This is a genomic window from Arenimonas sp. (assembly GCF_036275555.1).
In the GTDB taxonomy this organism is placed as follows: domain Bacteria; phylum Pseudomonadota; class Gammaproteobacteria; order Xanthomonadales; family Xanthomonadaceae; genus Arenimonas.
On sequence record NZ_DASUDO010000009.1, the window covers coordinates 26,230 to 38,581 of the forward strand.

The 12,352-nt window shown below is 70.4% G+C and carries 8 protein-coding genes; 4 read left to right on the top strand and 4 right to left on the bottom strand.

The genetic code is table 11. The annotated features are described in order from the left end of the window. Nucleotides 1–33: 33 nt before the first annotated feature. Nucleotides 34–6,972 carry a putative Ig domain-containing protein gene (locus VFV21_RS02770; protein WP_329667961.1) on the bottom strand — a complete coding sequence of 2,313 codons (6,939 nt, stop codon included), beginning with the start codon at nt 6,970–6,972 and terminating at the stop codon, nt 34–36. 283 nt (nt 6,973–7,255) lie between these two features. On the opposite strand from VFV21_RS02770, the gene VFV21_RS02775 reads away from it, so the two are divergent. The 4 genes from VFV21_RS02775 to VFV21_RS02790 all read left to right on the top strand — a co-directional run bounded on the left by VFV21_RS02775 (nt 7,256) and on the right by VFV21_RS02790 (nt 9,506). After that, nucleotides 7,256–7,786, top strand: a complete 531-nt coding sequence (locus VFV21_RS02775; protein ID WP_329667962.1) for a phage tail protein — start codon at nt 7,256–7,258, stop codon at nt 7,784–7,786. Nucleotides 7,787–7,855: 69 nt separating this feature from the next. Further along, nucleotides 7,856–8,386 (top strand): phage tail protein, encoded by a 531-nt coding sequence (locus VFV21_RS02780; protein WP_329667963.1) that lies wholly within the window; start codon nt 7,856–7,858, stop codon nt 8,384–8,386. Nucleotides 8,387–8,413: 27 nt separating this feature from the next. Continuing rightward, nucleotides 8,414–8,953, top strand: a complete 540-nt coding sequence (locus VFV21_RS02785; RefSeq protein ID WP_329667964.1) for a phage tail protein — start codon at nt 8,414–8,416, stop codon at nt 8,951–8,953. A gap of 4 nt (nt 8,954–8,957) precedes the next feature. After that, on the top strand, nt 8,958–9,506 hold the full coding sequence (locus VFV21_RS02790) for a GNAT family N-acetyltransferase (protein WP_329667965.1): 549 nt from the start codon (nt 8,958–8,960) through the stop codon (nt 9,504–9,506). Here the strand turns inward: VFV21_RS02790 and VFV21_RS02795 are convergent. From VFV21_RS02795 to VFV21_RS02805, 3 genes are read right to left on the bottom strand one after another with little or no spacing between them, the layout of a single operon-like run. Further along, nucleotides 9,503–9,793, bottom strand: coding sequence for a DUF6916 family protein (locus VFV21_RS02795; protein WP_329667966.1), 291 nt, complete (start codon nt 9,791–9,793; stop codon nt 9,503–9,505). The two genes, VFV21_RS02790 and VFV21_RS02795, sit on opposite strands and share 4 nt — an antisense overlap. Before the next feature lie 26 nt (nt 9,794–9,819). Then, nucleotides 9,820–10,617: a sulfotransferase gene (locus VFV21_RS02800; RefSeq protein WP_329667967.1), complete on the bottom strand. Its 798-nt coding sequence runs from the start codon at nt 10,615–10,617 to the stop codon at nt 9,820–9,822. A 25-nt stretch (nt 10,618–10,642) separates the two neighbouring features. Beyond that, complete coding sequence (locus VFV21_RS02805) at nt 10,643–12,268, bottom strand: flavin monoamine oxidase family protein (protein WP_329667968.1); 1,626 nt, start codon at nt 12,266–12,268, stop codon at nt 10,643–10,645. Nucleotides 12,269–12,352 lie beyond the last annotated feature (84 nt).

Below are 12,352 nucleotides of genomic sequence, written 5' to 3' on the forward strand. Positions count from 1 at the left end.
CCGGAGAGGGGCCTTTCAAGGGTTGCGCTTGGATCAGTAGGACTTCTGGACGTTCAGCAGCAGGCCGTTGTCGGCCTCGCCGCTGCTGCCGACCTGGCCGCGGTACTCGAGGCCGAACGACCAGTCGTTGCTCAGGTCGAAGCGGGCGCCCAGGCCCAGGACCCAGCGGCTGGCGTCGTACTCGGTGCCCACCAGTCGGTACACCGGGCCGCCGACCAGGTCCGCGTACTGCAGGCTGGCGTTGGCGCGGTCGTGGAAGTCGCGCTGGTACTCGATCCGGAACATCGGCGAGAACGCGCCCCAGGTGGTCGGGACCACGCTGTCCACGCGCAGGCCGAGGTTGCCAGTGGTGGTGTCCACGTCCATCGCGCCGTAGCGCAGGGCGTAGATCGCGTCACCGGTCTCCGTGTAGCCATCGAGCGTGGCGCGGGCGAGGTCCAGGCGCAGGTACGGGTTCCAGGTCACGGCCCCCTGGCGGATGTCGGCACCGGTCGAGACCGAGGCGAACCACTGGTCACCGTCGCGCTGGCCGAACACGAAGCCGTCGGTCGGGGTCACGTAGCGGCGCAGGTCGAAGGAGATCCGCTGGTAGCCCAGCAGGCCATCGACGTAGTAGCGGTCGCCCGGGTGGAAGCTCGCGTAGCTGGCCAGCGTGCTGGCGTCGCCCTTGACGCGGCTGCCGTTGTCGCCGATGGCGTTCTCGTCGCGGCCGTAGCCGATGCCGACGCCGATCGCGAGGCTCGGGTTCACCCGGAAGTCCATGCCGGCGCTGGCGCCGTCGGTCTCGAAGGACACGTCGGCGTTGCCGTTGCGGCCGTCGGCGCTGCCCGAGCGGATCACGCCGCCGACCCAGGCGTTGAGCGCCGAGTCGCGGTTGCCGCCGCTGCGCGCACCGTTGCCGGTCGCGCCGTTGGCGCCCATCCCGCCCATGCCGCCTTCGTTGGCGCCCAGGGTGTCGCTGCACGGATCCATCCAGTCGGTGACCACCGACTCGATGCACTGCGGGCGGACCGAGAAGCCCAGCGTGTTGTCCACGCCCTCGGTGCCGCCGCCGCCGCGGTGCAGGCGCTCGAGGCGCTGCTGGAAGTTGCCGATCTGGGCGGTGGCGAAGCGACGGGTGGTCTCGGCCTGGGCGTCGACCATGCCCTGCACCTCGGCGTCCTGGGTCGGATCCGGACGATCCTCGACGGTGATGTTCACCGTGCCGATGGCCGAGGTGGCGAAGGCGTTGTCGATCGTGAACTGCACCACGACCGCGCCGCTGAAGGCCGCGGCCGGGGTGAAGGTCAGCACGTAGTCGCCGCCCGAGGCGGTGATCACCGCCGTGCCCGACGCCGCCGGGCTCACCGACACCACGTCGGCGCCGGTGAACGGACCGCCGGTCGCGCCCGCCGTCAGCGTCACCGACACCGGCGTGGCCGGGGTGGTGGTGACGTCGAAGTTGGCCGGGATCGGCAGCGGGTTCACGGTGACCGTGACGGTGGCCGGGGCGGAGGTGCCGCCCGGGCCGGTCGCGGTGTAGGTGAAGGTGACGGTGGCCGGCGAGATCGTCGGCGCGGTGTACACCACGTCCAGGCCCGAGACGGTGGCCGTGCCGGCCGCCGGCGGGCTGGTGATCGCGATCGAGGTGATCGGCGCGACGCTGGTGTCGTTGGCGGTGACCGCGATGGTCACCGACGCACCGGCCAGCACCGTGGCCGCGTCGTTCACCGCCACCGGCGGGGCGAACACGATCTCGACGCTGTAGGCCTGCGAGGCCGTCGCCGCGGTGCCGCCCGTGCTGTCGGTGGCGGTCACGGTGAAGGCATAGGTGCCCTGCGCGGTCGGGGTGCCCGACAGCGTGCCGTCGGCCGCCAGCGTCAGGCCCGTCGGCAGCGCGCCGCCGGTGACCGCGAAGCTGTAGGGCGCGATGCCGCCGCTGGCGCTGATCGCCTGCGAGTACGCCACGCCGACGATGCCCGAGGGCAGCGTGGCCGGCGTGATCGCCAGCACCGGCAGGTCGATCACCAGCGCGTAGGCGCGGGTGCCGGCCTGGCCGTTGGCGTCGGTGGCGGTGACGGTGAAGTTGAAGGTGCCGCTGCTGGTGGGCGTGCCCGACAGCGCGCCGCCGGCCGACAGCGACATGCCCGGGGGCAGGGCGCCGGCGGTGACCGCGAAGCCGTAGGGCGCGACCGCGCCGGAGGCCGACAGGCTGGCCGTGTAGGCCTGGCCCGCGGTGCCGTTGGCCAGCGTGGCCGGGTTCACCACGATCGTCGGGGCCGGCACGTCGATCGTGTAGGCCTGGGTGATCGAGAACGGTGCGCCGACGCCGGTCAGGCCGGTATCGGTAGCCGTCACGGAAACCGGGTAGCTGCCCGGCACCGTCGGCGTGCCCGAGAGCGTGCCATTGCTGAAGCTCATGCCCGCCGGCAGCGCGCCGGTGAGGACATAGGTGTACGGGCCCGGGCTGCCGCTGGCGGTGAAGGCCTGCGAGAACGCCACCGCGTAGGGCGCGTTCAGCGTGCCGGCCGCCGGGGTCATCGTCAGCACCGGCGCCGCGACGGTGAAGCTGTAGGCGCGCGAGCCGGTCTGGCCGTTGGCATCGGTGGCGGTGACGGTGAAGTTGAAGGTGCCCACTTCCGTCGCCGTGCCGCTGAGCGAACCGCCGGCCGACAGCGTCAGGCCATTCGGCAGGCTGCCCGCCGTCAGCGCGAAGCCGTAGGGGCCGACGCCGCCGGTAGCCGTGATCGCCTCGGCGTACGCCGCACCCGCGACCGGGTTCGGCAGCGTGGCGGGATCGACCACGATCGTCGGGGCCGGCACATCAATCGTGTAGGCCTGCGCGATCGAGAACGGCGCACCCACGCCGGTCAGCCCGGTGTCGGTGGCGGTCACGGTGACCGGGTAGCTGCCCGGCACGGTCGGCGTGCCCGAGAGCGTGCCGTTGCTGAAGCTCATGCCCGCCGGCAGCGTGCCGGTGAGCACGTAGCTGTACGGACCCGGGCTGCCGCCGGCCACGAAGGCCTGCGTGTAGGCCGCGCCGTACGGCGCGTTGAGCGTGCCCGCCGCCGGGGTCATCGTCAGCACCGGCGCCGCCACGGTGAAGCTGTAGGCGCGCGAGCCGGTCTGGCCGAAGGCATCGGTGGCGGTAACGGTGAAGTTGAAGGTACCCACTTCCGTCGCCGTGCCGCTGAGCGAACCGCCGCCCGACAGCGTCAGGCCCGCCGGCAGGTTGCCCGCGGTGACTGCGAAGCCGTAAGCACCGACGCCGCCCGAGGCGGTGATCGCCTCGGAATACGCCGCGCCCGCGACCGGGTTCGGCAGCGTGGCCGGGTTCACCACGATCGCCGGGGCCGGCACCTGGATCGAGTAGGCCAGGGTGACGGTGAACGGCGAACCGGCCCCGGTGCTGCCGGTGTCGGTGGCCGTCACGCTGATCGCGTAGTTGCCCGGCACCGTCGGCGTGCCCGACAGCGTGTCGCCGCTGAAGCTCAGGCCCGCCGGCAGCGTGCCGGTGACCGCGTAGGTGTACGGACCGGTGCCGCCGCTGGCCGCGAAGGCCTGCGAGAAGGCCACGCCGTACGGGGCGTTCAGCGTGCCTGCGGCCGGCGTCATCGCCAGCGTCGGGCTGTTGATGGTGAGGCTGAAGGCCTGGCCGACGGTGAACGGACCGTTGCCCGTGCTGCTGTCGGTGGCCGACACGTTCAGCGAGAACGTACCCGCCTCGGTCGGCGTTCCGGACACGGTGACCGTGTTCGCGGAGGTGCCGGTGATCGACACGCCCGCCGGCAGATTGGTGACCGCGTAGCCGCTCCACGGCTGGCTGCCGCCGTTGAAGGTGAAGGTTTGCGAGTAGGGCGCCGCGACGGTGCCGCTGAGCGGACCGCCGGCGGTGATGGTGACCACCGGGTCGCTGACCGTCACCGAGATCGTCGCCGGCGCGGAGGTGCCGCCGGAGTTGGTCGCGGTGTAGGTGAAGCTGTCCGGGCCGGCGTAGCCCACGTTCGGCTGGTAGGTGATGCTGGTGCCCGTGGCGATCGCGGTGCCGTTGGCGGGCGCCGTACCGATCGCCACCGAGACCGGCGCACCGCCGGTGATGTTCAGCGGCACGTTGGTCGCGGCGGCGTTGAAGGCCACGGTGACCGAACCGTTGTTGGCCACCGGCGGCACGTCGACCACGGTGATCGCGTAGGCCTGGGTCGCGGTGTACGGCCCGGTGCCCGTGCTGCCGTCGGTGGCCGTGATGCTGAAGTTGAAGGTGCCCAGCGCCGACGGCGTGCCGGTGATGGCGCCCGTGGCCGGGTTGAGCGTGAGGCCGCCCGGCAGCGCGCCGGCGGTGACCGCGTAGGCGTAAGGCGCGGTGCCGCCGCTGGCCGCGGTGATGGACGCGCTGTAGGCGCTTCCCAGGGTGCCGCCCGCCAGCGCCGTGGCCGGCAGGGAGATCGTCGGGGCCGCGATGGTCACCGAATAAGCCTGGCTGCCCGAGAACGGACCCGGGAACGGCGACGCATCGGTAGCCGTGACGGTGAAGTTGAACGTGCCGCCCGCGGTCGGCGTGCCCGAGAGCAGGCCGCCCGTCGACAGCGTCAGGCCCGTCGGCAGCGTGCCGGCGGTGACCGCGAAGCTGTACGGCGCGGAACCGCCGCTGGCCGAAAGCGCCTGGCTGTAAGCCACCGCGACGGTGCCGTTGGGCACCGTGCCCGGCGAGACCGTCACCGGCACGTCGTCGTTGGTGATGGTGCCCACGCCCTGGTTGTCGGCGATGGTGGCGTTGGTGGCGCCCGAGAGGTTGACGAAGAAGGTTTCGTTGGCCTCGGGCGTGATCTCGCCGTTCACCAGCAGGATCAGCGTCTGGCTGACCTGGCCGGGCGCGAAGATCAGCGTGCCCGAGTTGGCGATGTAGTCGGCCGGCGCGGTGGCGGTGCCGTTGGCGCTGGCGTAGTTGACGTTGACGCTCTGGCCGCTGGCGGCGCTGAGCGTGATCTGGAAGGACGCGATCGCGGTGCCCGCATTGCCCTCGACCACGCTGACGTCGTTGATGCTGATCGACGGCAGCGGATCGTCGTTGACGACGGTGCCGACGCCCTGGCCATCCACCACGACGGCGTTGATCACGTTGGTGACGTTGACGAAGAAGGTCTCCGACGGCTCGTTGAGCGCGTCGCCGTTCACCAGCACGGTGAAGGTGTAGGTGCTGCTGCCGGCCGGGATGGTCTGGCCGGTGAGGCTGTTGGCGACGTAGTCCACGCCGCCGGTCGCGGTGCCGTTGGCGCTGGCGATGTCGAAGGTGACGCCGCCCGGGCCCGCCGGTGCGCTCAGGCTGACGGTGAAGGTGAAGTTGGTGGTGCCGGCATTGCCTTCGTTCGCGGTGACGTCGTTGATCACCAGGTTCGGCAGGTCGTCGTTGAGGATCGTGCCGGTGGCGGCGTTGGGCACGCCGACGGTGTAGCCGGCGCCGGCCGCCAGGGTCAGCGCGACCGTTTCATTGGCCTCGATGGTGGCGTCGGCCGTCGGGTTCACCGTGATGGTGCCGGTGGTGGTGCCGGCCGGGATCACCAGCGGCGAGGCGATGGTGCCGTAGTCGGTGCCGTTCGCCGCGGTGCCGCCGATGGTGTAGTTCACCGACGTCGCCGACAGCGACGCCTGGTTGAGCGTGACGGTGTAGACCAGGTTGGGCACGCCGTCTTCGGCGACGTTGGCCGGCGAGACGCTGATGGTCGCGGTCGGTACGTCGTCGTTGAGGACGGTGCCGGTGGCGCTGGCCGGGGCGCCGACGGAGTAACCGGCGCCCGCGGCGACGGTCAGGATGACGGTTTCATCGGCCTCGACGGTGCCGTCCACGGTCGGATCGATCGTGACGGTCGCCGTGGTGGCGCCGCCCGGGATGGTCACCGTGGCCACGCCGCCGGTGTAGTCCACGCCCGAGGTGGCGGTGCCGCCGGTGGTGAGGTTCACCACGGTGGAGCCCGCCAGCGCGGCGCTGCGGGTGACGGTGTAGGTCAGGTTGGTGGCGCCGTCCTCCGACACGGAGGCGGGCGACACGGCGATGGATACGCTGGGCGCCGCGACCACGTTGATCGACACCGGCACGACCGCGAAGAAATCGCAGCCCGGGCAGGCCGGGTCGGTGGTGCTGTCGTTGACCACCAGGTCGAAGTTGAAGGTGCCGGTAGCGGTGGGCGTGCCGGTGAGCTGGCCGTTGGCCTGCAGCGTGGTGCCGGTGGGCACCGTGCCGCTGTTGACCGAGAAGGTGTAAGGACCAGTGCCGCCGCTGCCCGCGTAGGTCAGCGTCGAGGCTGCGCCCTGGACCAGGCTGGTGCTGGTCGGCGTGGCGGTGATGGCCGGGTTGGCGATGGTGCCGCCGTAGGTCTTGAGGACGAAATCACCCAGCGAATCCTGCGAGCGCACGGTGAAGTTGAAACCCGTGCGCTGCGTGGGCGTGCCGGACAGCACGCCGCCCGAGGTCAGGGTCAGGCCGGCCGGCAGCGTGCCGCTGTTGAGGGTGTAGGTGTAGGGGGCGGTGCCGCCGGTGGAGGTCAGCGTCGTGTTGAACGGCACGCCGGTCTGCAGTGCGATGCTGGCCGGCGACACCACGATCGCCGACGCAGACGGCGTCACGGTGATGTTGACCTGCACGCGGTCGCCGTACTCGTCGTTGAACCCGAAGGAATCAGAAAGGGTCGCCGAGCCGTCGTGCGTGTAGGTCACGAAGATCTGGTACGTCGATGGCGGCGTGAACAACTCGCTGAGCACGGCCGTGCCGTTGCTCGGCGGGAACTGCACGGGGCCCACGCCGGGACCGAAGAAGTCGTTGCAGTCGGTGACGTCGATGACGACCGAGCCGCCGTTGGGGACCGTGGCCGATTGCGCCGGGCACAGTGGCGACGTGTGCTGCGCCATCGCGAGGGAAGACCAGAACAAGCCGGCCAGCATCAGCCAGCCCAAGACGAACAGACGCGTGAACCCCGCGCGGGCGGTGGACTTGGGCAGCATTGCGATTTCCCCTTTGGCGACGTTTGGTGGTCCGGGCCGTTGGCACCCGGTGGCGCCAGGAGGCTGGTCAGCCCGCGGCAGCACCGCGCCAAGGTAGCCCAACCGCAGGCGCCGCGCCATCGCGAGAAGTTCTGCATCGTGACCCGCCGCACGGTCCCCGGCACGCCAGCCGGGGCGGGCTTGTATTGCCCCTTCCGTAGCGGCAAAGTGGCCATCGGGGTCGGGGGGCTCCGGGCGACCAGGCGGCTCCCCGCAGGCAAAGGGCATTCCAGGGGACGCCACAATGAGCGAGAAATTCATCGGCCAGATCATGATGGCCGGTTTCGGGTTCGCACCGCGTTTCATGGCCCAGTGCAACGGCCAGCTTCTGCCGATCGCCCAGAACCAAGCCTTGTTCTCGCTGCTCGGCACGCAGTACGGCGGCAATGGCACCACCAACTTCGCCCTGCCGGACCTCCGCGGCCGCACCCCGATTGGCTATGCCTCCTCGGTGGATCCGAGCTGGCAGCCACCCAGCGTCCAGATCGGGCAGGCAGCGGGCGTCGAGAACGTGACCCTGTTGAGCACCAACCTGCCGGCGCATACGCACTCGGCGATGGCCTCCACCAGCGCTGGCGCGACGCGCAATCCGCGCAACGCCGTCTATGGCACCACCACCGTTCCGCTGCACGCCCCGTCGAGCGGGGCGGTAGTGCCGCTGAATCCGCAGACGCTGGCACCTGCCGGCGGCAACCAGCCACATCCGAACATGCAGCCCTACGGCGTGATCAATTTCTGCATTGCCCTGTCCGGCATCTTCCCGTCCCGGAACTGACCCGCACGCCCGGCGCCGCGCCCACCCCACGGCGCGCGGCCCAAGCCACGATTCCCGGAGCCATGCCCCATGAGCCAGCCCTACATCGGTGAAATCCGCCTGTTTCCCTACAACTTCGCGCCCCGGGACTGGATCGACTGCGATGGCCGCCTGCTGCCCATTTCGCAGTACGACGCCCTGTTCGCGCTGATCGGCACCACTTACGGCGGCGACGGGCAAAGCACCTTCGCGCTGCCGGACCTGCGCGGCCGCTTGCCGATCCACCAGGGCACCGGCCCGGGCCTGAGCAACCGGGTCCTCGGCGAGCGGGCTGGCACCGAGACAGTGACCTTGACCCAGGCCCAAATGCCGGCCCACACCCACACCGCGGTGGCCACCACGGGCATCGCCAACGCGGGGGCCCCGGGGCCCACGGTGTTGCCGGGAGCCGTCACCAACCAGACCCAATACGTCAGCGACCTCACGGGCGCGGTGCCATTCGCAATGTCGCCCCAAGCCGTATCCGTCGCCGGCAGCAGCCAGCCCCACGACAACAACATGCCGACCCTGACGCTGCGCTACTGCATGGCGGTGTTTGGCATCTTCCCGTCGCAAGCCTGATCCGCCGACTTTCCAGGAGTCCTTCCCATGGCCACCCCGTTCATCGGCGAAATCCAGTTCTTCGGATTCAACTTCAACCCGCGCGGCTGGGCGTACTGCAACGGCGCCACGCTGTCGATCGCGCAGAACACGGCGCTGTTCTCGCTGCTGGGTACCACCTATGGCGGCAACGGGCAGACGACCTTCCAGCTGCCCAACCTGGCGGGGCGCGCCGCGGTCCACACGGGTCAGGGGCCCGGCCTCACGCCGCGGACGCTGGGCGAGGCCTACGGCAGCAACACCGTGACCCTGATCTCGAGCCAGATCCCCGGCCACGGCCACACGATGCAGCTGTTCGCCCAGAACGACGTCACCAAGCGCACCGGAACGCCGTCTGCGAACAACGCGCTATCGGTGTCGTCCAACTCGGCGGTCACCTCGTTCGTCGGGACACCGATCAACACCCAGTTCGCGCCCAACATGATCCAGCCCAGCGCCGCTGGCGGGCAGCCGCACCAGAACCAGCAGCCTTACCTCGGCGCCAATTTCTGTATCGCGCTCCAGGGAGTCTACCCGGCGCGCAACTGATCGGATGAGCGGCCTGCCGCCGTTCCCGCGCCGCTCGGACCGCGGCCCGGTGACGCCGCCGCGCGTGGAGGCGCTCGGGTTCCGCCTGCGCCACGCGACCGACGAGGACCTCCCGCGCTTGCGCGACCTGTACGCCGATACGCGCGCGGACGAAGTCGCCGCCGTGCCCTGGCCGGCGATGGCCAAGCGCAGCTTCCTGGACCACCAGTTCGAGCTGCAGCACCGGCACTACCTCGTTCACTACGCCGACGCTCAGTTCCTAGTCGTGGAGCAAGACGGGCTGTTGCAGGGACGCTATTACCTGCAGCGCGGCACGGAGGCTGACCTGATCGTGGACATCAGCCTGGTGGCCGCCTGCCGCGGTCGCGGGGTGGGGCGTGCGCTGATCGAGGCCTCGCAGCGCGAAGCCGCCACCGCGGGGCGCGGCATGACCCTGCACGTGGTGCGGGCCAATGTGGCGGCCCGGCGGCTCTATGAGCGGCTTGGTTTCCAGCTGGCCGCCGATGATGGCGGCACGCACCTGCGCATGGACTGGGCCGCGCCTGGCGCCTAGTTGAAGATGGCCTGGTAGAGGAAGCCCTCGCGCTCGCGCGCGATCGGCACGATGAAGATGTCGACGTGGAACCCGCGCGGATGGCGCATGCGGTAGCTCTGCTGGGGAAACAGCAGCGCGGCCGTGTTCCGGAACAGGAGCGAGAACGGCTGACGCAGCGCGTTCGGAGGCGCTTTGTCGAGTGGACGCGCCTCGACCAGCACGAACTCGATCTCGCCGTCGTTGATCGCGGCATGGAAGGTTTCGTTGAGGCAGCCCGCGAAGTCTTCGATCGTCAGCAGATGCATCTGGTTTCCCCGTCAAGGCGCCTAGTCTAGTGCAGCGCGGCTTCGGCGGCAGCGACGAAATCCCATTCCCGCGGCGACAGCGCGGCTGGCGCGATGTTGCCGCTGGCATCGCGCCGTGCGTGGACAGCGTCGCCTGCGCCGGCGTTGATGCGGCGGGTCAGCACGCTGGCATCCATGTCGCGGGCGCCCGTGAACTCCGCAAGGGCTTCCAGCCCCTCTGCAGGCGCAGCCAGCAACGCCTCGAGCCGCAGTTCCAGCACCGGATGCCCCTGCGCCCAGTCGCGCATGAAGCGCCGGTGCGCCAGCCATTGCGCGCAGAAAACCTCGGCTTCGCGCTCGTCGACAAAGCCGTGCCAGGCCTTGGCCGAACTCAATGTATCGGCCAGGCCACGCACCACGTAGATCACCCGCAGCGCCGGGGCTTGCGCGTGCAGCATCCGCACCAGTGGCGGCGACCAGCCCGGGTATTTGAACCCCCACACCGGCCGCCCAATCGCGCGCGCGTGCTCGCCGCAGTGCGCCAGGCCCGCCAGCGCGCCGGCGCGAAGCGCGTCCAGATAGCCGTCCAGCGGCGGCAGCAAGTCCACCATCCAGCCATCGCCGTCGCCGGCCAGCAGGCGGTCCAGGTGTCCCTCGAAGCGGGGACGTCCGTGGCGGTAAACGAGCTCGCGCGAGGCAAGCACCTGCAGCGGTACGTCGAGGTCCTTTCCGACTTCCTCGCCGTAGATGAGCGCGTTGGTGGCCGAGCACAGCAAGCGCTGCAGCAGCGTGGTGCCGCTGCGCGTCGCAGGCGAGGTCAGCAGGAGCGGGTCGGGTCCGCGCACGTTGGCCGTGCGCGGACCCTCGGCGTCAGGCCTTGGCAAGCGTCAGCACTTCGCCGGCGGTGCGCAGGCCCGACAGCGCCGCGCCTTCCATGAAGCCCTGCCACTCGTAGAAACTGGAGGTGTGCTCGCCGCCGAACAGCAGGTTGCCCACGGCCTTGCCTTCGTGCGCGGCCGTGTTGGTGAAGTAGCCCGGGCGGTTGGTGCTGTGGGACCCCTTGCTGTAAGGGTTCTGGGCCCAGTTCTCGGCGAAGGCGACGAAACGGCCGTCGGCGTCGCGCGACGCCGCCGCGGTGGCGCCGGGCATGACGCGCTCGAGACCGGCCAGGAAGGCAGCGGCGTTGGCCTGCACGGTGCCCCCGGAAATGCCCTGCGCGCGGGCGCCGCCGAAGTGGCCGGCCAGCACGGCGTGGTCGGCGGTGGCGCGGCTGGGGTTGGTTTCCCAAGTGGCCTGCAGCTCCGGCTGGTCGCTGAAGCCGGTGCCGCTCAGGCCATGGCGGTCGCGCCACACCGGGCCGTTGAAGCCGAGCATCAGCTTGCTGTGCTGGCCCATGTCGGTGGACTTGATGGCGAGCGTTTTCCAGGCCGGCAGGTCGAGGCTGGCGTGCAGCTCGACGTCGCGCAGCACGCTGAAGGGAAGGGTCAGCACCACCGCGTGGTGGTCGCTGTCGACGGTGCGGCCGCCAGCGTCGAAGCTCAGGCGGAGCATGCCGCCAGCCAGCTTCCGGATCGACACCAGGCGATGGCCCAGCGAGGCCGGTATCGGCAGTCGTTCGGCCAAGCCGCTGGTGATGCGGTCGTTGCCTTCCAGCACGCGCACGCTCTCGCCGCCGTGGACGCCGAAGGGTGCCTGCTGGCTGCGCTGGTCGCCATGGACGAAGCGCAGGAAGCTGATCGCACTGAGTTCGTCGATGCCGGCGCCGTACTCGGCGAGGTAGGCGCTGCCGATAACGCGGCGCAGCAGCGAGCCCGCACCGTGGAGGTCGAGGTAGTCGGCGATGCTCATGTAGTCCAGCGTTGCGTCGCTGGGCTGGAAGCTGTCGGCCGTGGGTGCGCCCAGGGTGCCGATGTCCTCGCGGATCGAAGCGGCGAACTCGCGGTATTCCGACACCACCTGGGCTTCGGAGTACCGCCCGCCGCCGAAGTGGTAGAAGGACTCGCCGGCAGGCGAGGCGTAGTTCTCGAGCGTGAGCCCCAGCTCGCGCGCGTAGCCGAGCATGGTGTGGTGCGAGGTGCCGATGAACTCGCCGCCGCGCTCGACCACCTGGCCCGGGAAAACGTCGCGCAGGCTGGCGATGCGACCGCCAAAGCGGTCGCTGGCCTCGAAGACGCGGGCGTTGAGACCTTGGCGGCTCAGTTCGGTGGCGCAGGCCAGGCCGGCGATGCCGGCGCCGACCACGGCAACACTGCCCGACAAGCGGGGGCGGACCGGCTTCATGCCGATGCGCTTGCCGTCGGCCCAAACGCCTGGCGCCAGCGAGAATGCCGCTGCGCCGGTGGTGGCCGCCACGACGCCCTTGGCGAATTTGCGCCGTCCCTCGCTGCCGGGCTGGTCCCGGCCAATGGCTTCTTCCGGGCTTTCACCGGTCTGCTCGCAGCGCTCGGCCAGACGCGCCATGCGAAGCAGCCGCGCCATCAGGTCGCTGCGGCTCATCGTTTTCCCCTTCCCCTGTTTATCCCCGCCAGTTGTATCGCGAACGCCGCAGGCCAGCAAGCTGGAATGACGGCGGTCAGCGCG